The 19,803-nt window shown below is 64.7% G+C and carries 17 protein-coding genes and 1 pseudogene; 8 read left to right on the top strand and 10 right to left on the bottom strand.

The window, feature by feature from the left end; all coding sequences use genetic code 11:
• The first annotated feature begins 43 nt into the window (after window positions 1-43).
• Window positions 44-646, top strand: coding sequence for an OmpW/AlkL family protein (locus tag R2C4_RS06175; RefSeq protein WP_141889993.1), 603 nt, complete (start codon window positions 44-46; stop codon window positions 644-646).
• 96 nt (window positions 647-742) lie between these two features.
• Here the strand turns inward: R2C4_RS06175 and R2C4_RS06170 are convergent, their stop codons facing one another.
• Complete coding sequence (locus R2C4_RS06170; protein ID WP_141889992.1) at window positions 743-1,903, bottom strand: isovaleryl-CoA dehydrogenase; 1,161 nt, start codon at window positions 1,901-1,903, stop codon at window positions 743-745.
• Between the two features lie 159 nt (window positions 1,904-2,062).
• Window positions 2,063-2,716, bottom strand: a complete 654-nt coding sequence (locus R2C4_RS06165) for a DUF1236 domain-containing protein (protein ID WP_141889991.1) — start codon at window positions 2,714-2,716, stop codon at window positions 2,063-2,065.
• Between the two features lie 164 nt (window positions 2,717-2,880).
• Between R2C4_RS06165 and R2C4_RS06160 the strand changes: the two are divergent.
• Window positions 2,881-3,338, top strand: a pseudogene (locus R2C4_RS06160) (CreA family protein).
• On the opposite strand, the gene R2C4_RS06155 reads toward R2C4_RS06160, so the two are convergent.
• Window positions 3,326-4,519, bottom strand: a complete 1,194-nt coding sequence (locus R2C4_RS06155; RefSeq protein ID WP_141889990.1) for a DegT/DnrJ/EryC1/StrS family aminotransferase — start codon at window positions 4,517-4,519, stop codon at window positions 3,326-3,328. The pseudogene R2C4_RS06160 and the gene R2C4_RS06155 sit on opposite strands and share 13 nt — an antisense overlap.
• Window positions 4,520-4,598: 79 nt before the next feature.
• Window positions 4,599-5,261, bottom strand: a complete 663-nt coding sequence (locus R2C4_RS06150; protein ID WP_008556586.1) for an HAD-IA family hydrolase — start codon at window positions 5,259-5,261, stop codon at window positions 4,599-4,601.
• A 131-nt stretch (window positions 5,262-5,392) separates the two neighbouring features.
• Here R2C4_RS06150 and glmU point away from each other — a divergent pair, with 131 nt between their 5' ends.
• Genes glmU through R2C4_RS06135 form a run of 3 tightly spaced genes read left to right on the top strand, consistent with a single transcriptional unit; the run spans window position 5,393 to window position 9,257 of the window.
• On the top strand, window positions 5,393-6,748 hold the full coding sequence (gene glmU, locus R2C4_RS06145; protein ID WP_141889989.1) for a bifunctional UDP-N-acetylglucosamine diphosphorylase/glucosamine-1-phosphate N-acetyltransferase GlmU: 1,356 nt from the start codon (window positions 5,393-5,395) through the stop codon (window positions 6,746-6,748).
• Complete coding sequence (gene glmS, locus R2C4_RS06140) at window positions 6,748-8,568, top strand: glutamine--fructose-6-phosphate transaminase (isomerizing) (RefSeq protein ID WP_141889988.1); 1,821 nt, start codon at window positions 6,748-6,750, stop codon at window positions 8,566-8,568. Before glmU ends, glmS begins: the two co-directional genes overlap by 1 nt.
• A gap of 5 nt (window positions 8,569-8,573) precedes the next feature.
• On the top strand, window positions 8,574-9,257 hold the full coding sequence (locus tag R2C4_RS06135; protein ID WP_141892047.1) for a DNA alkylation repair protein: 684 nt from the start codon (window positions 8,574-8,576) through the stop codon (window positions 9,255-9,257).
• An 88-nt stretch (window positions 9,258-9,345) separates the two neighbouring features.
• On the opposite strand, the gene R2C4_RS06130 is transcribed toward R2C4_RS06135, so the two are convergent.
• The gene (locus R2C4_RS06130) at window positions 9,346-9,795 is read right to left on the bottom strand and encodes a hypothetical protein (RefSeq protein ID WP_244940788.1); all 450 of its coding nucleotides are present in this window, start codon (window positions 9,793-9,795) and stop codon (window positions 9,346-9,348) included.
• A 90-nt stretch (window positions 9,796-9,885) separates the two neighbouring features.
• On the opposite strand from R2C4_RS06130, the gene moaA reads away from it, so the two are divergent.
• The 3 genes from moaA to R2C4_RS06115 are packed head-to-tail and all read left to right on the top strand — an operon-like array spanning window position 9,886 to window position 13,266.
• On the top strand, window positions 9,886-10,896 hold the full coding sequence (moaA, locus tag R2C4_RS06125) for a GTP 3',8-cyclase MoaA (protein ID WP_058287888.1): 1,011 nt from the start codon (window positions 9,886-9,888) through the stop codon (window positions 10,894-10,896).
• A gap of 2 nt (window positions 10,897-10,898) precedes the next feature.
• On the top strand, window positions 10,899-12,215 hold the full coding sequence (locus R2C4_RS06120) for a 3-deoxy-D-manno-octulosonic acid transferase (protein ID WP_141889987.1): 1,317 nt from the start codon (window positions 10,899-10,901) through the stop codon (window positions 12,213-12,215).
• The gene (locus R2C4_RS06115; RefSeq protein ID WP_141889986.1) at window positions 12,208-13,266 is read left to right on the top strand and encodes a glycosyltransferase family 4 protein; all 1,059 of its coding nucleotides are present in this window, start codon (window positions 12,208-12,210) and stop codon (window positions 13,264-13,266) included. Before R2C4_RS06120 ends, R2C4_RS06115 begins: the two co-directional genes overlap by 8 nt.
• 111 nt (window positions 13,267-13,377) lie before the next feature.
• Here R2C4_RS06115 and R2C4_RS06110 read toward each other — a convergent pair whose 3' ends face one another.
• From R2C4_RS06110 to R2C4_RS06090, 5 genes are all read right to left on the bottom strand, one after another.
• Window positions 13,378-14,541, bottom strand: coding sequence for a M20 aminoacylase family protein (locus tag R2C4_RS06110; RefSeq protein WP_141889985.1), 1,164 nt, complete (start codon window positions 14,539-14,541; stop codon window positions 13,378-13,380).
• 33 nt (window positions 14,542-14,574) lie between these two features.
• Window positions 14,575-15,741 (bottom strand): M20 aminoacylase family protein, encoded by a 1,167-nt coding sequence (locus R2C4_RS06105; RefSeq protein ID WP_141889984.1) that lies wholly within the window; start codon window positions 15,739-15,741, stop codon window positions 14,575-14,577.
• Between the two features lie 200 nt (window positions 15,742-15,941).
• Window positions 15,942-17,108 carry an acetylornithine deacetylase gene (gene argE, locus R2C4_RS06100; protein ID WP_141889983.1) on the bottom strand — a complete coding sequence of 389 codons (1,167 nt, stop codon included), beginning with the start codon at window positions 17,106-17,108 and terminating at the stop codon, window positions 15,942-15,944.
• The gene (locus tag R2C4_RS06095; protein WP_141889982.1) at window positions 17,105-17,812 is read right to left on the bottom strand and encodes an SDR family NAD(P)-dependent oxidoreductase; all 708 of its coding nucleotides are present in this window, start codon (window positions 17,810-17,812) and stop codon (window positions 17,105-17,107) included. Before R2C4_RS06095 ends, argE begins: the two co-directional genes overlap by 4 nt.
• A gap of 2 nt (window positions 17,813-17,814) precedes the next feature.
• Entirely contained in the window at window positions 17,815-19,635 is a 1,821-nt protein-coding gene (locus R2C4_RS06090; RefSeq protein ID WP_141889981.1) for an ABC transporter ATP-binding protein, read from the bottom strand.
• Window positions 19,636-19,803 lie beyond the last annotated feature (168 nt).

Genomic DNA, 19,803 nt, shown 5'->3' with positions numbered 1-19,803 from the left:
GGGGCACCACTGCGGGGTAAACACAAGAAAAGGGACGCACCCGATGAAACGCATGGTTTCCGCTTTGGCACTGACTTCTGCCCTCGCCGCCCTGGCCGGCCCCGCGCTGGCCCAGCAGCAAGGCGACTGGACCGTTGGTGTTGGTATCGCCAACGTCAACCCGAAATCCGGCAATGGCACCCTGGCTGGCGCCGCCGCGGATATCGACGATGGCACCGCGCTGTCGCTGACCGTTGAATACTTCTTCCGCGACAACTGGGGTGTCGAGCTGCTGGCGGCCTCGCCGTTTGAGCACGACATCCGCCTGAACGGCGCTTTTGCAGCGTCCGCCAAGCAGCTGCCGCCGACCCTGTCGGTCAACTACCACTTCCCGACCGCCGGCAAGGTCAAGCCGTTCGTGGGCCTGGGCCTGAACTACACCACCTTCTTCGAGGAAGAGACCGCGCTTGGCACGCTGGACCTTGACGACAGCTTTGGTGTGGCGGTCAACGCCGGTGCCGACTACCAGATCTCCGACAATGGCGCGCTGCGGTTCAACGTGCGCTGGATGGACATCGACACCGACGCGACCCTGAACGGCGCCAGCATCGGCACCGCAGAGATCGATCCGGTTGTCGTGAACTTCGCTTACGTGCACCGCTTCTGATCCTAAGTGACCTGGTTCCGGTCTGGCGGCTGACCTCGTGCCGCCAGGCTTGTTTCAAACCCCGCGCCTCCCTCGGAAGCGCGGGGTTTTCTTTTGTTACATGGTGCCCATCAGCTCGCGGCCGATCAGCATCCGCCGGATCTCGCTGGTGCCTGCGCCGATTTCCATCAGCTTGGCATCGCGGAAGATGCGGCCGACCGGGTTGTCGGACAGGTAGCCCGCGCCGCCGAAGGCCTGCACCGCCTGATGCGCCTGGGTCATCGCCACCTCGGAGGCATAAAGGCAGCAGGCCGCCGCGTCCTGGCGGGTCACGGTTCCATTGTCGCAGGATTTCGCCACTTCATAGACATAGGCCCGGGCGGAGTTCATCGCCGTGTACATATCGGCAATCTTGGCCTGCATCAGCTGGAAGTTCCCGATCGGCTGACCGAACTGCTTGCGCTCCGCCATGTAGGGCATCATCTCATCCATGCAAGACGCCATGATGCCGAGGCCGATGCCCGCCAGCACCACACGCTCATAGTCCAGGCCGGACATCAGAACGCGCACGCCCTTGCCCTCTTCGCCCAGCACGTTCTCGAACGGGACTTCCACATCCTCGAACACCAGTTCAGCCGTGTTGGAGCCGCGCATCCCCAGCTTGTCGAAATGCTTGGAGGTGGAGAAGCCCTTCATTTCCTTTTCGATCAGGAACGCAGTGATCCCCTTGGAGCCCGCCTCCGGATCGGTCTTGGCGTAGACCACCAGCGTGTCGGCATCCGGGCCGTTGGTGATCCAGTACTTGTTGCCGTTCAGGCGGAAGTGATCGTTGCGCTTTTCGGCACGCAGCGACATCGACACCACGTCAGAGCCCGCGCCCGCCTCGGACATTGCCAGCGCGCCAACATGCTCGCCCGAGATCAGCCGGGGCAGGTATTTCTGCTTCTGCTCGGCGTTGCCGTTCAGCTTGATCTGGTTGACGCACAGGTTGGAATGCGCGCCGTAGGACAGCGAGACGGAGGCCGAGGCCCGGGCGATTTCCTCCACCGCGACGGTGTGGGCCAGATAGGACATGCCGGCGCCGCCGAATTCCTCCGGCACTGTGATGCCCAGCAGGCCCAGCTCGCCCATCTCCTGCCAAAGATCGGCAGGGAATTCGTTTTTCTGGTCGATCTCCTGCGCCATCGGCTTGACGCGGTCCTGCGCCCAGCGGTGAACCATATCGCGCAGGGCGTTAACATCCTCACCAAGATCAAAACTCATGCTTGCGTTGAACATCCCGCAGATCCTCCAGGGCACAGCCGATTATATGAACAGTTGTTCAATTCAATAGACGACCACATGATTCGCGTCAATCGCATTGACCCCGGGTGCTGGTGCGCGCACGAAAACGGGCGGCCCGTCAGGGCCGCCCGCAATCAGACAGTATCAGGAAAATCAGCGGACTACGTGGATCACGGTGCGGCTGTCCGCCTCCACCAGAACCGGCAGGCCGTTCAGATAAACGTAACGGAAGTTCGAGTCCGGGATGTCTGTCAGCTGGACTTCTTCCGGGATGATCACGCCAGTCACCACTTCGCCCTGCACATAAACCGGTTCGGTCGCGTTGGTGCGCACATAGGTCACCACTTCCTCGTCCGGCACAGCTGCTTCACCTGCGGCAGCCCCGGCGATCGCGCCGGCAACAACCCCGGCCGGGCCTGCAATCAGACCGCCAGTGATGGCACCGCCGATTGCCCCCAGCGGCGCATCGGCTTCACCGGTGTTTTCATAGGTCACGGTGGTGACTTCGACCGGGCTGTCCTTGGCGACAACCGGAATGTATTTCTCGGTAACGGTTTCGGTCAGATACTCGCCATAGGCCCAGCCTTCGGCACCGTCATAGCCGACCTTGCACCAGTTGCTCTGCTCAAGGCAGCCGTCCAGTTTGACAGCACCGTCTTTGGAGATAACACCGATGATTTCGTGCTGCGGTCCGGGGCCTGCGCGCAGGTTCAGGTCGGTCACGGCCTGCACTTGGGCGCCGGCCCAAACCGGTGCAGCCAGCAGGGCCAGGGCAGATGCGGTCAGGGCGCGTTTCGGCGTAAACATAGTAGTCTCCTCTTCCATTTCCTGTCTGCGGCGCCTCAACGCGCCGTTGAGCAGGAGTAACTCCACCGGCGGAAAAAGGTTCCATGGATCCTTCCCCGCTTCTGCGCGTAAGTAATGATAAGGCGGGCGCACCCCGCACCGCCCGATAGAATCAGGAGATTTTCATGAAACGTTTGAACCGCGCCCTGGCTGCCGCATTCTGTATGCTGAGCCTGCCCGCCGCCGCCGAGGAGATCGGCCAGATCGGGGTCGACTGGGTCGGCAATGACATTGTGATCGAGGCGATCTCCGACCCCAAGGTCGAAGGCGTCACCTGCCACATCGCCTATTTCGAGCGCGGGCTGATCGACCGCCTGTCCAAAGGCAACTGGTTCGAGGATCCCTCCAACGCCTCGCTGGCCTGCCGCCAGACCGGGCCAATCACGCTGGGGATATCGACCGCAGCGATGACGGCGAGGACGTGTTCCGGGAGTCCCGGTCCATCATCCTCAAGTCGCTGCGGGTCAAGCGCCTGTTTGATGAAGCCAACCAGACGCTGATCTACGTCGCCCACGCGGCTGAGCTGACGGACGGCTCTGCCAAGGTCTCGATCTCGACCGTGCCGCTGTATCAGCCCGACTGATAAACGGCGGAAACCTCGGCGCGGATGATCCGGGCGATCTGGGCGCAGTCCTCCAGGCTGAAGGTCAGCGGCACCCGCATGTCGATGATGCCTGCCAGGATGCGGTCGCTTTGCGGCAGCCGCGGGGTGTCCGCATAGCGCCAGCTGTCATAGCGGGAGGTGAAGGCCACTGGCTCCGGCGTGCCGAACCATTTCAGTTCCACCCCGCGGGCGGCACAGCGGCGGACAGCCTCCTGCACCGCGTCTTCGCTCCAGTCCAAGAGCAGGAACTGGATGGAGGAGCCGACATAAATCTCCTGCTTCGGCCGCTCCACAACCGTCAGGCCGGGCGTGCCGCGCAGGCCGTCCTCCACCGCGCGGTAGCGGTCGTTCCAGCGCGCCACCTGGGTGTCCAGATCGCGCAGCTGCGGCCGCAGGATGGCGGCGCGCAGGTTGTCCATCCGGCCCGAGATGTTCGGGGTCTCGTATTTCACCCGCTCGAACACCTCCGGTCCCGGCGCGGCCAGGTGGCGGCCGTAAAGCATGTAGGAGCCGGACATCATGATGGCGCGGGCGGCGATTTCGTCGTCATCGGTGACAAGCAGCCCGCCCTCGCCCGAATTCACATGTTTATAGGTCTGGCAGGAATAGCAGCCGGCCGCGCCATGGCGGCCCGACAGCACCCCATTCCACGAGGCGCCCATGGTGTGGGCGCAATCCTCGATCACGGTGATGCCTGCCGCATTGCAGATCTCCATCAGCCGGTCCATGTCGCACAGATGCCCGCGCATGTGCGACAGCATCAGCACCTTTGCCTGATCCGCCTTGGCGGCAAGGTCATCCAAGTCGATCGTCAGGTTTTCGGTCACCTCGACAAACAGCGGCTCCGCCCCGACGGAGGCGATGGAGCCCGGCACCGGCGCCAGGGTGAAGGCGTTGGTCAGCACCTTGTCGCCAGGCTTTACCCCGACCGCCCGCAGCGACGTCGCCAGCGCATAGCCGCCGGACGCCACGGCCAGGCAGTATTTCGCGCCCATCTGCGCCGCGAACTCCTGTTCGAGCAGCGCGGTTTCCCCCGCCTCGCCCTCGGCCACGTTGTAGCGGTGCAGCCGCCCGTGGCGGAGCACGGCCAGCGCAGCCTCGATGGCGTCTTCGGGGATGGGTTCCTGCTGGGTGAAAGACCCGGTAAATGTCTCGCTCATGCGGCGTTTGTGAGCCGCGGGCGGTCAGTGGTCAAGAGGCAAGCCGGACAGACGGTTTTCCCGGAACTGAGTTACGGGATCACGCAATCAGCCGCTCTGCGACGTCCAGAAGGTCCTCGAACCGGTGCAACAGCGCCTCGGGCTTGAGCGCGCCCATGTCATCGCCGGAGGGGCCAAAGGTCACCAGCACTGACGGCACGCCCGCATTGGCGGAAGTGCTGCGGTCAGTGTCGCTGTCGCCCACCAGCAGGGTGCGGGCCGGATCACCGCCTGCGCGGCGGGCGGCCTCGAACAGCGGCGCGGGGTCGGGTTTGCGCACCGGCAGCGTGTCCGCCCCGACCAGCGAGGCAAAGGCGTCACGCACGCCCAGGCTGCGCATCAGCTGATCCGCCAGCGCCTCGGGCTTGTTGGTGCAGATCCCAACGCCAAAGCCTGCGGATTTCAACGCCTCCACCGCGGCCATCGCGCCCGGATAAAGCACGGTGTGATGGTCGATGGCATCCCGGTACGCCTCCAGCAGCACCGGGTAGAACTCATCCACCGTGGCCGGGTTGAACTGACCGGCCCGTTTCAGGCCTGCGGTCAGCATCGTGCGGCCGCCGCGCAGGGCAATGCCTGCATCGCCGGGATGGCTCAGCACATCGCCCAGCCCCATCTGCCGGAAACAGAAATTGGCCGCGGCCAGCAGATCGCCCGACGTATCCGCCAGCGTGCCGTCCAGATCGAAGATAACCGTCCGCATTCCCTGCCCTTTCGGCACTTTTCCGCCGCCGCATGTTGCAGGCCGCAATCTAGTTTGATGGCGCCATCCCTTGCGCCCCGCCTGTTAGCGGATAAAACGGGAGCGCTAAAAAGACAAAGAGAAAAGCGATTATGAGCATTGCCCTTGTCATCCTGGCGGCCGGAAAAGGCACGCGGATGAACTCCGACCTCCCCAAAGTCCTGCACCCGATCGCCCAGGCGCCGATGCTGGAGCACGCGATGGCCGCAGGCCGGGCGCTGGCGCCGGAGCGCACCATCATCGTGGCAGGCCACGGGGCAGAGGCAGTGCGCGCCGCAGTGTCAGAGATCGACGAAGAGGCCGAGGTCGTCCTGCAGGAAGAGCAGCTGGGCACCGCGCACGCGGTCGATCAGGCCCGCGCCGCGCTGGACGGGTTCGAGGGCGATGTGGTGGTGCTCTATGGCGACACGCCTTTTGTCAGCGCCGAAACCCTGGAACGCATGGTCGAGGCCCGCCAGCGCGCCGATCTGGTGATCCTGGGGTTCGAGGCCGCCGACCCGGGCCGTTATGGCCGTCTGGTGATGGATGGCGACAGCCTGGAGCGGATCGTCGAGTTCAAGGACGCTAGCGAGGCGGAGCGCGCCATCTCCTTCTGCAATTCCGGCCTGATGGCTGGCAAAGCCAGCGCAATCTTTGATCTGATCGCCAAGGTCGGCAATGAGAACGCCTCCGGCGAGTATTACCTGACCGATCTGGTCGAGCTGGCCAGGCACGAGGGCTTGAAGGTGACCGCCGTGTCCTGCGACGAGGCGGAGACGCTGGGCGTCAATTCCCGCGCCGAGCTGGCACAGGCCGATGCGCTGTTCCAGGCGCGCGCCCGGGCAGAGCTGCTGGACCTGGGCGTCACCCTGATGGCGCCTGAAACGGTTTACCTCGCTTTTGACACCTTTATCGGCCGCGACACGGTGATCGAGCCCAACGTGGTTTTCGGCCCCGGCGTGACGGTGGAAAGCGGCGCGCTGATCCGGGCGTTCTCGCACCTGGAGGGCTGCCACGTCAGCCGCGGCGCCAAGGTCGGTCCTTATGCCCGCCTGCGCCCCGGCGCGGAACTGGCGGAGAACACACACATCGGCAATTTCGTCGAAATTAAGAACGCCGAGATTGCCGAAGGCGCCAAGGTGAACCACCTTAGCTATATCGGCGATGCCTTTGTCGGCGAGGCGGCCAATATTGGCGCAGGGACGATCACCTGCAACTATGACGGGGTGATGAAGCACCGCACCGAGATCGGTGCCCGCGCCTTTATCGGGTCGAACACCATGCTGGTGGCCCCGGTCCGGATCGGCAATGAAGCGATGACGGCGACCGGCGCGGTGGTGACCAGGAATGTCGAAGACGGCGACTTGGCCATTGGCCGCGCCGAACAAACCAACAAACCGGGCCGCGCGCGCAAGCTGATGGAGATGCTGCGCGCCAAGAAGGCCCGATTGCAGAAGGGAGCCAAGTGATGTGCGGAATTGTCGGCGTTCTCGGTAATCACGAAGCCGCCCCGATCCTGGTCGAGGCGCTGAAGCGGCTGGAATACCGCGGCTATGACAGTGCGGGCATCGCCACCGTGAACAACGGCACCCTGCGCCGCCGCCGCGCGGTCGGCAAGCTGGTGAACCTCAGCGACCTCCTGGTGCATGAGCCGCTGGCCGGCAAGTCCGGCATCGGCCACACCCGCTGGGCCACCCATGGCGCGCCGTCGGTCAGCAACGCCCATCCCCACCGCGCCGGCGCGGTGGCCGTGGTCCACAACGGCATCATCGAAAACTACAAGGAACTGCGTGCAGAGCTTTTGAACTGCGGCATGGAGTTCCGCACCGAGACCGACACCGAAACCGTTGCCCTGATGACGGAACGGTATCTGAAAGAGGGGCTTACCCCCGTTGATGCGGCCTTTACGACGCTGAACCAGCTGGAGGGCGCCTTTGCACTCGCGTTCTTGTTTGACGGCGAGGAGGATCTGATCATCGCCGCCCGCAAGGGCTCGCCACTGGCGATCGGCCACGGTGACGGCGAGATGTTCGTGGGCTCCGACGCCATCGCACTGGCACCGCTGACCGACCGGATCACCTATCTGGAGGAAGGCGACCGCGCTGTTGTCACCCGCGCGGGCGCGGAAATCCGCAACGCGCATGGCGACATCGTGAACCGCGAGACCAAAACCATCCAGATCGACGCCGCTCAGGTCGACAAGGCCGGCCACAAGCATTTCATGGCCAAGGAAATCGCCGAGCAGCCGCAGGTGATTGCCGAGGCAATCCGCCATTACCTGCCGGTCGAGGAAGACACCGTGCGGCTGCCCGGAGAGGTCGACTTCTCTCAGGTTGATCGGCTGACCATGGTGGCCTGCGGCACCGCCTATTACGCCTGCGTCACCGCGAAATACTGGTTCGAGCAAATCGCCAGGCTGCCGGTTGAAGTCGATATCGCCTCGGAGTTCCGCTACCGCGAGCCGCCGGTCCCCGCCAAGACGCTGGCGCTGTTCGTGTCCCAGTCGGGCGAGACCGCCGACACCCTGGCCGCCCTGCGCTATTGCCGGGAAAAAGCGGACAAGATCCTGTCGGTGGTGAACGTCCCCGAAAGCTCCATTGCGCGGGAAAGCGATCTGGCGCTGCCGATCTTTGCTGGGCCGGAAATCGGCGTCGCCTCCACCAAGGCCTTCACCTGCCAGCTGACCGTGCTCTTGGCGCTGGCGCTCAAGGCGGCCTGCGACCGCGGGCACCTCTCGCCCGAGGACATGGCCGGTTACGCCACCGCCATCCGCGGGCTGCCCAACGTGCTGTCCGCCGCGCTGGAGCAGAACGAGGCGATCCGCCAAGCCGCGCAGAAGGTCAGCGAGGCCCGCGACGTGCTGTTCCTGGGCCGCGGCCTGATGTATCCGCTGGCGCTGGAAGGCGCGCTGAAGCTCAAGGAAATCAGCTATATCCACGCCGAAGCCTATGCCAGCGGCGAACTGAAGCACGGCCCCATCGCATTGATCGACAAGAACATGCCGGTGGTGGTGCTGACGCCGCGGGACTCGCTGTTCGACAAATCCGTCTCCAACATGCAGGAAGTCCTGGCCCGCAAGGGCAAGGTTCTGATGATCTCCGACCAGGACGGGATTGACGAGGCCGGCGACGACGTCTGGTGCGCAATCCGGATGCCGAAGGTCAAGGAGGCGCTGTCGCCGATCCTTTATGCCATTCCTGCACAGCTCTTGGCCTATCACACCGCGGTTGCCAAAGGCACCGACGTGGACCAGCCGCGCAACCTGGCGAAATCGGTGACGGTGGAGTGACCAGCGTGACACTGCAGGAGGCGCTGGCGCAGCTCAAGGCCCAGGCGGAACCCGGCCGGGCAGAGCAGATGGCCGCCTACCACAAGCAGAGCCGCGAAGTGCTTGGGGTGCCCAACCCGGCCACCAATGACCTGACCAAATCTTGGCGGCAGGCCCTGACCACTGAGGAGCGCGTCTCGCTCGCGCAGGCGTTGTGGGATAGCGATGTCTTCGAGGCCCGCATTGCCGCTGCCAAGCTGCTGACCCAAGCCCGGATCAAGGACGACGCGGCCGTCTGGGATCTGCTGCAATCCTGGGTGCCGGACTTCGACAGCTGGGCGATTGCCGACCACGCCTGCTCTGCCATCGCCAAGCGCCTGCAGGCAGAGCCTGCGCGGCTGGATACGGTGGAGCGCTGGACGCAATCTGATCACATGTGGACCCGGCGCGCCGCGCTGGTGGCCACCCTGCCCTGGGCCAAGATGAATAACCTGAAACCGGCGGATCAGGAAGCGCGCGAGCGTGTTCTGGGCTGGGCGGCCGGCTACGTGCCGGACCGGGACTGGTTCATTCAAAAGGCCATCGGCTGGTGGCTGCGCGACCTCAGCAAGCATGACGCCGCCCACACCCGCGCCTTTCTGGACGCGCATGGCGCTCAGATGAAAGCTTTTGCCCGCAAGGAAGCGGCGAAATACCTGAAACACGCCTAGGCCTGCCAGGGTCCCGCCCGGCAGCCGCCGGGCAGCGCACGCCCCCGCCCCAAGAGGGCGGGCGCTCCCCCTTCCGGGAAAACAGAGCTCAGCCCGCGGGCAGGACCTGCACCTCGGCCAGCTCGGTCAGCGGCAGGCCCAGCGCCCGCATGGCGCTGATCGACAGCCGGCTGCTGCCCGTGTCCGTGCCCGGCACGGGCTTCAGGGTGACCACCGCCTCGGTGTTGCGGCTGGTCCGGATCAGCGCCTGCTGCTCCGCCGCCACCAGCGGGGTCTCCATCCACATCCCCGGAACCGAGGGATCGCCCAGCGACGCCACCGTGGTGGCGGAGCCGCGGAATGACGGCGCAGAAGAGCCCGCAGGCGCTGCCGGATCCGCCTCTGCTGTATCAATCCCGGGCACAGGCTCCAGCACAGGGTCCTGCGGCTCAGCCACCGCCGGCCTGTCCTGCCCGTTCAGAACGGAAGAATTCAGCTGGATGCCCTCGCAAGCCGCCAGCAGGGAAATCGAAGTAAGGGAAAGGATTATCATACGCATAGGCAAACCCTAGCTTTGCGCGAAACTCTTTGCCAGACACAAAAGCTGTCCCCCCTTGCCGCGGGCGGTGCCCCGCTTTACCTAGGAAGCATGACGGCACCGCTTATCGACCCCTTCGCCCGCGCAATCACCTACCTGCGCGTCTCGGTCACCGACCGCTGCGATTTCCGCTGCGTCTATTGCATGTCGGAAAACATGACCTTTTTGCCCAAGAAGGACCTGCTGACGCTGGAGGAACTGGACCGGCTGTGCTCCACCTTCATCCGGCTGGGTGTCGAGAAGCTCAGGATCACCGGCGGCGAGCCATTGGTGCGCCGCGGCATCATGACCTTTTTCCAGGCGATGAGCCGCCATCTGGACACCGGCGCGCTGAAAGAGCTGACGCTGACCACCAACGGCTCGCAGCTGGTGAAATACGCCGACGACCTTTACGCCGCCGGGGTGCGCCGGGTGAATATATCGCTCGACACGCTGGACGAACAGAAATTCGCCGATGTCACCCGCTGGGGCCGCCTGCCGCAGGTGCTGAAGGGGATTGATGCGGCACAGAACGCGGGCCTCAGGGTCAAGATCAATGCCGTGGCGCTCAAGGGCTTTAACGAGCAGGAACTCCCCGCCATCACCCGCTGGTGCGCCGAGCGGGACATGGACCTCACCTGGATCGAGGTGATGCCAATGGGCGAAGACATCGGCAATATGGAGCGCATCGGCCAGTACTGGTCGCTGAAGGACGTGCGCGCGGAGTATGAAAACCACTACACCGTCACCGATCTGGCAGAGCGCACCGGTGGCCCGGCCCGCTATGTGCGGCTGGAGGAAACCGGCCAGAAGATCGGCTTCATCACCCCGCTCTCCCATAACTTCTGCGAAAGCTGCAACCGGGTGCGGGTCACCTGCACCGGCGAGATCTACACCTGCCTCGGCCAGGAAGGCAAAGCCGACCTGCGCGCGCCGCTGCGCGCCAACGAGGAAGGCGCTGGTGTGCTGGAGGCCGCCATCCGCGCCGCCATCGGCGACAAGCCCCGCGGCCATGACTTCGACTATTCGCGGCAAGACGTCGGCGGCAAGATGTCCCGCCACATGAGCCACACCGGCGGCTGACCATGTCCAGGACCGCCCCAGCGCGCGCGACGCTGCTCTATTCCCTTTACTGCGGCGCCAGCGCGCTGATCGCCCCCTTTGCTTGGCGCAAGGTCGCGGGCAAGCTGCGCGACTATGGCCTGCCGGAAGACCGCGTGCGCGAACGCCTCGGCCATGCCTCCCTGCCGCGCCCGGCCGGGCGGCTGATCTGGTTCCATGCGGCTTCGGTCGGGGAAAGCCTGTCGGTGCTGACCCTGATTGCCCGCATGGGCGAACAGGCGCCGGATGCTGAATTCCTGATCACCTCCGGCACGCCCACGTCGGCTGAGCTGATCGCCAAACGGATGCCGCCGCGCTGCCGCCACCAGTTCCCGCCCCTGGACACCGCTGCCGCCGTGGACCGCTTTCTGGCCCATTGGCGCCCGGATCTGGGTGTGTTTGTCGAAAGCGAGCTGTGGCCGCAGATGCTGGTGCGCGCCCGCAAAACAGGCTGCCCGCTGGTGCTGCTGAACGCGCGGCTCTCGGACAAATCGGTCGCGGGCTGGACAAAACGCCCGGACACCGCGCGGTTCATCCTGGATCAGTTCGATCTGCTGGTCACTCAGAACCGGAAGACAGCTGCGAACCTCAAGGCGATGGGAGCCGCCCCGGACCGCATCCGCCCCGGCAGCAACCTCAAGGCCGTCTCTGCGCCGCTGCCGGTCGATCAAGACACCCTCGCCAAGGTGCGCGGCAGCATTGGCGAGCGCCCGGTCTGGGTCGCCTCCTCCACCCACGAAGGTGAGGAAGAAACCGTGCTGGAGGCCCACAAGGCGCTGCAGAAACAGCACCCCGGTCTCTGCCTGCTGCTGGCCCCCCGCCACCCGGAACGCGGCGGCAAAGTGGAGGCGCTGGTCAAACAGGCGGGCCTCAGTTGCGCGCGGCGCAGCAAGGGCGTTCTGCCCGGCACCCAGACGCAAGTCTATTTGGCCGACACGCTGGGCGAGGTTGGCACTTGGTACGCGCTCTGCCCGCTGGTGTTCCTGGGCGGCTCCTTGCGCGACATCGGCGGCCACAACCCGTTTGAGCCGATGCAGGCGGGCGCCGCGGTGATCTCCGGCACCGGGCACTACAATTTTGCCGAGACCTATGCAGAGCTGACCGCCCTTGGCGCCGCGGCGGAAGTACGCACAGCGGCGGAACTGGCAGGCCAGGTTGCCGAATGGCTTGAGAAGCCGGGAGCTTTCCAGTCCGCCCGCGATGCGGCTGCGCAGTTCATCTCCCGGCAGTCGGATCAACTGGACACAACGGTGGACGCCCTGCTGGCGCTTCTGCCCCATGAAGGAGGCTGCGATGGCTGAAGTGGACGCCCGCACGGTTGAAGTCATCGCGCCGAACTTCAAACGCCGCCTGTCCGGCGTCACCTCCACCATCGTGCGGCTGGTGCCGCTGCAGCGGCGACACATCGCCATCGCCACCGCAGGCAGCGGCCTGCCCGCAGATATGCCGCATTTGTCAGCGGCGCAGCTTGTGTTCATGAGCCGCAACGGCCCCGCAGGCGCCCGCGTCTGGCACGCCCGGCGCAATGTGGAAATGCTGGGCGGACTGGCGCTGAAATACCTCTTGGGCAAGCGGCTGAAGCTGTTGTTCACCTCCGCCTCGCAGCGCCACCACTCGGATTATACCAAGTGGCTGATGTCCAGGATGGACCGGGTGATCGCCACCTCGGCCAAGGGCGCGGCCTATCTGGAAAAGCCCGTGCAGGTGGTGCATCACGGGATCAACACCGAAGAATTCTCCCCGCCCGCCGACAAACCGGCGCTGCGGCGCGAGCTGGGCCTGCCGGAAGACGCCATCCTGATCGGCTGCTACGGGCGGATCCGGGCGCAAAAAGGCACCGATGTCTTTGTCGACGCCATGCTGGAGGTGCTGAAAGCCCATCCCAGGGCGGTCGGCCTGGTGATGGGCCGCGCGACGGAAAAACACGTTGCGTTCGAAAAGGAACTGCGCGCCAGGGTCGAGGCTGCCGGCCTCTCCGAGCGGCTGCTGTTCCCGCCGGAGGTGCCGGTTTGGGAGGTTTCCCGCTGGTATCAGGCGCTGGACCTCTACGTCGCGCCGCAGCGCTGGGAGGGGTTCGGCCTCACCCCGCTCGAAGCGATGTCCTGCGGCGTGCCGGCGGTGGCCACCCGCGTCGGCGCTTTTGAGGAGCTGATCGCGCCCGGCGAGACCGGCCTGCTGATCGACCCCGGCGAAACCGGGCAGATGGTGGCGGCCATCAACGACGTGCTGTCCACCGAAGGCCGGCTAGCAGAATGGTCCGTGGCCGCTCGCAAGCACGCCATGACCAACTTCGCGCTGGAGAAGGAGGCCGAGACTCTGGTCGCCATCTACCGCGAGATGCTGGAGCACTGACCCCTGCGCCATAGCGCAACCTGATCCCTCTTCATCTGGCTGTAAATATCCTCGGGGGTGAATTGAGCCGCAGGCTCAAGAGGGGGCAGACAGCCCCCTCCCCTGCACCGTTTAAGCCGCCGGCATCCGCTGCTCGACGATCTCCGCCCACCAGCTGCAGCCCGCCGGAATGGCCTCGTCGTTGAAGTTGTACTCCGGGTGATGCACCATCGCGGTGTCGCCGTTCCCCATCAGGATATAGGCGCCGGGGCGCTCTTCCAGCATGAAGGCGAAATCCTCGCCGCCCATCACCAGCGGCGCATCCTCGCAGGAGCCGGAGACACTGGCCGCCACCTTGGCGGCAAATTCCGTCTGCTCCTCGTGGTTCACCATCACCGGATACCCGCGGTTATAGGTGACATCGGCAGTGCCCCCGAAGGTTGCCGCGATGCCGGTGCAGACCTCTTTGATCCGCTTTTCGGCCAGGTCGCGCATGTCCTTGGACATGGTGCGCACAGTGCCCTTGATCTGCACCTTCTGCGGGATCACGTTGAACGCCTTGGAGGAGGTCTCGAAGGACGTCACCGAGACCACAATCTGATGCACCGGATCGGCATTGCGCGACGCGATGGTCTGCAGCGCCAAAACTGCCTGTGCAGCCAGAACAGTGGTGTCGATGGTCTCATGCGGCTTGGCGGCATGGCCGCCGCGGCCCTCAAACGTGATGTCGAACTGGTCGGTGGCGGCGAAGAAAGATCCGGGGCGGATGGCAAAGGTGCCCAGCGGCTGGCCCGGCCAGTTGTGCAGGCCATAGACTTCCTGCACGCCCCAGCGGTCCATCAGCCCGTCGTCGCACATCACCTTGGCACCGCCGCCGCCTTCCTCGGCCGGCTGGAAGATCACCACCACGGTGCCGTCGAAATTGCGCGTTTCCGACAGATACTTGGCGGCGCCCAGCAGCATCGCGGTGTGGCCGTCATGGCCGCAGGCATGCATCGCGCCGGGGGTCTTGGAGGCGTAGTCCAAGCCTGTCTGCTCGTGGATCGGCAGCGCGTCCATGTCAGCGCGCAGGCCGATGACCTTGCCGGAGCTGTCCGCCTTGCCCCTGATCACGCCGACAACCCCGGTGCGGCCGATGCCTGTCACCACCTCGTCGCAGCCGAAGTCTTGCAGCTTCTCCGCCACCAGCGCGCTGGTGCGGTGGGTTTCGAACAGGATTTCCGGGTTTTCGTGGATGTCACGGCGCCAGGCGGTGATTTCATCCTGCAGTTCGGCAAAGCGGTTCTTGACCGGCATTTCTCACTCCTTTGGTTGTCTGTCCCCGCAGCCTCAGGCCGCGGGCATTCTTCGTTCCACCAGCTCGGCGAACCAGCTGCATCCCAGCGGGATCGCTTCGTCATCAAAGACATAGGCCGGGTGGTGGCACATCTGGGTGTCGCCGTTGCCAAGGAAGATATAGGCGCCGGGGCGCTGCTCCAGCATGTAGGAGAAATCCTCGGACGGCATGATCGGCGGGGTCACGGCGTTCACTTTGGCCGCGACCGCCTGCGCCGCCTCCACCGCGTGGGCGGTGCCGTTTTCATCATTTATTGTAACAGGATAGCCCGGCACCCATTCGACCTCCGCCGTGGCGCCAAAGGCCGCAGCTGTGCTTTCGGCAACCCGGCGCACCCACTCCTCGGCCTGAATGCGGTATTCGGGGTCCAGCGTGCGGACGGTGCCTTGCAGCCTGGCGGTATGGGCAATCACGTTTGACGCCGTGCTGTCGGTTTCAAAGGTGCCGACGGTCAGCACCACCCGTTTCACCGGGTCCACATTGCGCGAGACGATGGAATGCAGCGAGACCACGATCTGCGAGGCCGCCAGCGTGGTGTCAATTGCCTCATGCGGGGCGGCGGCGTGGCCGCCCTTGCCGGTGACGGTGATGATGAATTCGTCCGAGGACGCCATCAACGGGCCCGGTCGGATGGCAAATTCGCCGACCGGCAGGCCCGGCATGTTGTGCAGCCCATAGACCTCCTGAATGCCCCAGCGGTCCATCAGACCGTCGTCGCACATCGCCTTGCCGCCGGCACCGCCTTCCTCCGCGGGCTGGAAGATCAGCACTGCCTTGCCGTCGAAATTCCGTGTCTCTGCAAGGTACTTGGCCGCCCCCAGCAGCATCGACGTATGACCGTCGTGGCCGCAGGCGTGCATCACGCCCGGCATCTTGGAGGCATAGTCCACACCCGAGGCTTCGGGGATCGGCAAAGCGTCCATATCGGCACGCAAGCCGATGGCGCGGCCGGAGGTGTTGGTCTTGCCCTCGATCACCGCCACCACGCCGGTCTGGCCGACGCCGGTGGTGATATCGGTGATGCCGAACGCCTTCAGCCGCTCCACCACAAAGGCGGCGGTTTCATGCACCTCGTACATCAGTTCGGGGTTCTCGTGCAGGTGATGGCGCCAGGCGGTGATCTCCTGGTGCATCTCGGCAAAGCGGTTCTTGGCCGGCATATTCCCCTCCCTTTTATGTTTCAGGTTCCGTTGCGGCAGACTGTCCGCGAAAAAACTTAGCTTCGCAAGTATCCGGTGCCGCCGGGACGCGGCGCGACCCGCCAGAGCGGGGGTGGCATGCGTGCACCCCCTGTGCACCGTCTGTGCACCGCCTGGCATCAATCTGCGCATCCTGCGCCCGGTTTCAAGGTACGCGCAGCTTAGGCCCGCAGCTTCTTTACCAGCCCGCGCATGAAGCTGTGGCCCGCGTTGAACTGCGCCACGGTGATGTACTCGTTCGGCTGATGCGCTTGGGCGATGTCGCCGGGGCCGCAGATGACGGCGGAGTAGCCCGCCTGCTGGAACTGCCCCGCCTCGGTGCCGTAGCTGACCACATGGGAGCCGTTGTCGCCGGTCAGGCTGCGCACCAGCGCCTCCGCGGCGCCGTCCTGTTCCGGCACCAGGCCGGGGACGTCGAAATGCTTGGACACGTCAATACGGGCCTCCGGATGGACGGCCTGCATCTCTGCCTCCACCTCACGGACCTTGGCGAGATAGGCGGCCTCCCAACCGGCAGGGTTCTCCCCCGGCACCACCCGGAAATCCATCATGAAGCGGCAGTCCTTGGCAGTGATATTGTGGGCGGTGCCGCCCTCGATCATGCCGACGTGGCAGGTGCTCCAGGGCGGGGTGAACATCGCCTGCACCTCCCCCGGCTCCTTGGCCATGTTCTCCGTGTTTTTCTGGTTGGCCCAGTCGATCAGCCGGGCGCCTTGCATGATGGCGCTGACGCCGGTGTGCATGAGCGAGGAATGCACCTCGAACCCGACAACATGGGTAGCAAATCCAGTGCCGCCCTTGTGGCCGGTCACCGCCTTCATCATCGAAGGTTCCCCGACGATCACCGCGGAGCCCTTGGGCAGCACGGGCTGCATTGCCTCGATCATCGGCGGCGCCCCGGTGCAGCCGATTTCCTCGTCAAAGCTCAGCGCCAGTTGCAGGGGGCGTTTGACGCCTTGCTCATGTGCCTCGACCAGCGCCCAGATGGCGAGGGCATCATAGCCCTTCATGTCGCAGGTGCCGCGGCCGAAGTATTTGCCGTCCTTCTCCACCACCGTGAACGGGTCGGTGTCCCAGGGCTGGCCGTCCACCGGCACCACATCGGTATGGCCCGAGAGCACCACCGCGCCCTCTTCCCAAGGGCCAACATGGGCAAAGACCGCAGCCTTGTGCGGCTGGTCCGGGTCCACCCAGCGGTGGCTTTCAATGCCATGGGAGGACAAATAGTCCTGCACCCACTCCACCAGCGGCAGGTTGGTATCCCGGCTCACCGTCGGGAAAGAGACCAGGCGCCCCATGATCTCCAGCGGTGTCAGTTTCGCAGTCATAATCTGTAGCCCCCTGAGACGGTAAGCACCTCGCCGGTTACGAAGCTTGCCTCGTTTCCGGCCAGGAAGCGAACCGCCGCCGCTATATCGGTTGGTGAGGGCAAACGGCCCAGCGCAGTCAACTCTTCAAATTCAGCCACCAGCTCCGGCGGCCTTGGGTTATGCGGATCATTGACCGCCCCCGGAGCCACGGCATTGACCCGGATACCGCGCGCTCCCAGCTCTTTTGCCATGCCGCGGGTCCACAGTTCCAGCGCCGCCTGGCTGGCCCCGAACAGCGCGGCTCCAGCCGGAGGCAAAGTTGCATTCACCGAAGAAATCGAGATCACGGCCGCGCCAGGCGGAAGATGTGGAAGCGCGGCAGCCAGCAATCCCTGAGCGGCAAAGAGGTTTACATCGAACATTTCCCGCAGAGCAGAGTAGTCGAAAACTTCCGGACCCTCCGATGCGAAAGCACCGGCATTATTAACGGTCAGATCTATCCGGCCATAATGCTGCAGCGTGCGCTCCACCACCATCGCCGGAGCTTCCGGGTCACGGAAATCTGCGCGTACGGCCAGAAAAGTGTCGCCCTCAGGCCGGGTTTCCAAATGGGTTATCGCAACGGAGTAGTCTGCGGCCAGCGCCTGAGCGATGGCCTGCCCGATCCCGCGGGCAGCCCCTGTCACCAAGGCAACAGGCCGGTCCTGCGGTGTCGGGATCATGATCAGTAGCCGCTGTCGGTGGTCAGCACGAAATGGCCGGGCTCCAGTTCCAGATACTCCGACGGCTCCGGCTGATAGCCGACCTCATGGATGGGCGACGGGATCGGTTTGAAGTTCAGCTCTTTCTCCGACTTGCGCTGGCGCGGGTCGGCGATCGGGACCGCCTTCATCAGCGCCTGGGTATAGGCGTGCAGCGGGTTCTCGAACACGCGGTCGCGGGGGCCGATCTCAACGATGCGGCCCAGGTACATGACGCCCACCTGATGGCTGACGCGTTCCACCACCGCCATGTCGTGGCTGATGAACAGGAAGGAAAGGCCCAGTTCCGCCTGCAGCTCCATCATCAGGTTCAGGACCTGCGCCTGCACCGACACGTCGAGCGCCGAGACGGCCTCATCCGCGACGATCAGCTTGGGGTTCAGCGCCAGGGCGCGGGCAATGGCGATGCGCTGGCGCTGGCCGCCGGACATCTCGTGCGGGTAGCGGCGCATGAAGCTGCGCGGCAGGTGGACGCGGTCGAACAGGCTGGCGACGCGGTCGTGCAGCTCCGATCCCTTGGCCAGCCCGTAGTTGCGGAGCGGCTCTGCCACCTGGTCGATCAGCTGCATCTGCGGGTTCAGGGACGCAAAGGGATCCTGGAAGATCATCTGCATGTCCTGGCGCGCCTTGTGCATCTGGGAGGCGCTGAATTTCAGAACGTCGCGGCCTTCGAAATCCACCTTGCCCGACAGCGGCTCCACCAGCCGCAGGATCGAGCGGCCCGCGGTGGATTTGCCACAGCCGGATTCCCCGACCAGCGACAGGGTCTGGCCCTTGAGGACCTTGAAGGACACGTCCTCGACCGCGTGCACGTTGGAAATGGTGCGGCGCAGCAGGCCGCCCTTGACCGGAAAGCGGGTGGTCAGGTTCTGCACGTCCAGAAGCACCTCGTCGGTGCCCTTGATCGGCTCAATCTTCTGGTCCTCGACCCCCATCAGCTTCATCGGCTCGGGGTAGTGCTTGCCGCGCATTTCGCCCAGCTTCGGCACCGCCGCCAGCAATGCCTTGGTGTAGTCGTGCTTGGGGTTCTCGAAAATCTCCTCGACGGGGCCTTCCTCGACCTTGTTGCCGCGGTACATGACGACCACGCGGTCGGCCATCTGTGCCACCACCGCCATGTCATGGGTAATGAACATCACCGCCGTGCCGGTCTCGCGCTTCAGCCGGTCCATCAGCGCCAGGATCTCGGCCTGGATGGTCACGTCCAGCGCGGTGGTCGGCTCGTCCGCGATCAGCAGCCGCGGCTCGCACGCCATAGCCATCGCGATCACCACCCTCTGGCGCATGCCGCCGGACAGTTCGTGCGGGTACTGCCGCAGGCGCCGCTCCGGTTCCGGGATGCGGACCTGGCGCAGCAGCTCCAGCGCGCGTTCCTCGGCCTGGGCCTTGGACATGTTCTTGTGGATGCGCAGGCCCTCGGTCAGCTGGCGGCCGACAGTGAACACCGGGTTCAGCGCGGTCATCGGCTCCTGGAAGATCATGCCGATCTCATTGCCGCGGATCTGCTTCATCATATCCTGCTCGGAGGCGGCCAGGTCGGTCTCGCCGCCCTCCCGCCGGTTGAACAGCAGCTCGCCGCCCGCAATCTCGCCGCCGCCGAATTCCACCAGGCGCATCAGCGACAGCGAGGAAACCGATTTGCCGGAGCCGGATTCCCCAACGATGCAGACGGTTTCGCCCGGGCTCACGTCAAAGGAGACGTTCTCCACCCCGACCACCGGGCCATCCTTGGTCTGAAACTCAACACGCAGGTTTCGAATGGACGCAATGGCGTTGTCCAGCATGACGGCTTCCCTATCTTTCATTCCCCGGGCCAGCCGCGGATGGCGGCCCCAGCATCCGGAGTAAACTCTACTTTGCACAAAAATGCTCATGCAAATAATGCATAGGGTTTTTAAAATTGGAATTTGCAATTTCCCGGGAAGTGGTTTTCGATACCCGCGTGGTTGCCT

This window comes from Leisingera aquaemixtae (assembly GCF_006740765.1).
GTDB lineage: Bacteria > Pseudomonadota > Alphaproteobacteria > Rhodobacterales > Rhodobacteraceae > Leisingera > Leisingera aquaemixtae.
Note: the sequence above shows the minus strand (reverse complement) of the source record. Positions and strands in the feature narration are given on the sequence as shown.

Coding starts and splice junctions, on each gene's coding strand:
- R2C4_RS06175 (WP_141889993.1), top strand. CDS start 44: ATGAAACGCATGGTTTCCGCTTTGGCACTGACTTCTGCCCTCGCCGCC.
- R2C4_RS06170 (WP_141889992.1), bottom strand. CDS start 1,903: ATGTTCAACGCAAGCATGAGTTTTGATCTTGGTGAGGATGTTAACGCC.
- R2C4_RS06165 (WP_141889991.1), bottom strand. CDS start 2,716: ATGTTTACGCCGAAACGCGCCCTGACCGCATCTGCCCTGGCCCTGCTG.
- R2C4_RS06155 (WP_141889990.1), bottom strand. CDS start 4,519: ATGAGCGAGACATTTACCGGGTCTTTCACCCAGCAGGAACCCATCCCC.
- R2C4_RS06150 (WP_008556586.1), bottom strand. CDS start 5,261: ATGCGGACGGTTATCTTCGATCTGGACGGCACGCTGGCGGATACGTCG.
- glmU (WP_141889989.1), top strand. CDS start 5,393: ATGAGCATTGCCCTTGTCATCCTGGCGGCCGGAAAAGGCACGCGGATG.
- glmS (WP_141889988.1), top strand. CDS start 6,748: ATGTGCGGAATTGTCGGCGTTCTCGGTAATCACGAAGCCGCCCCGATC.
- R2C4_RS06130 (WP_244940788.1), bottom strand. CDS start 9,795: ATGCGTATGATAATCCTTTCCCTTACTTCGATTTCCCTGCTGGCGGCT.
- moaA (WP_058287888.1), top strand. CDS start 9,886: ATGACGGCACCGCTTATCGACCCCTTCGCCCGCGCAATCACCTACCTG.
- R2C4_RS06120 (WP_141889987.1), top strand. CDS start 10,899: ATGTCCAGGACCGCCCCAGCGCGCGCGACGCTGCTCTATTCCCTTTAC.
- R2C4_RS06115 (WP_141889986.1), top strand. CDS start 12,208: ATGGCTGAAGTGGACGCCCGCACGGTTGAAGTCATCGCGCCGAACTTC.
- R2C4_RS06110 (WP_141889985.1), bottom strand. CDS start 14,541: ATGCCGGTCAAGAACCGCTTTGCCGAACTGCAGGATGAAATCACCGCC.
- R2C4_RS06105 (WP_141889984.1), bottom strand. CDS start 15,741: ATGCCGGCCAAGAACCGCTTTGCCGAGATGCACCAGGAGATCACCGCC.
- argE (WP_141889983.1), bottom strand. CDS start 17,108: ATGACTGCGAAACTGACACCGCTGGAGATCATGGGGCGCCTGGTCTCT.
- R2C4_RS06095 (WP_141889982.1), bottom strand. CDS start 17,812: ATGATCCCGACACCGCAGGACCGGCCTGTTGCCTTGGTGACAGGGGCT.
- R2C4_RS06090 (WP_141889981.1), bottom strand. CDS start 19,635: ATGCTGGACAACGCCATTGCGTCCATTCGAAACCTGCGTGTTGAGTTT.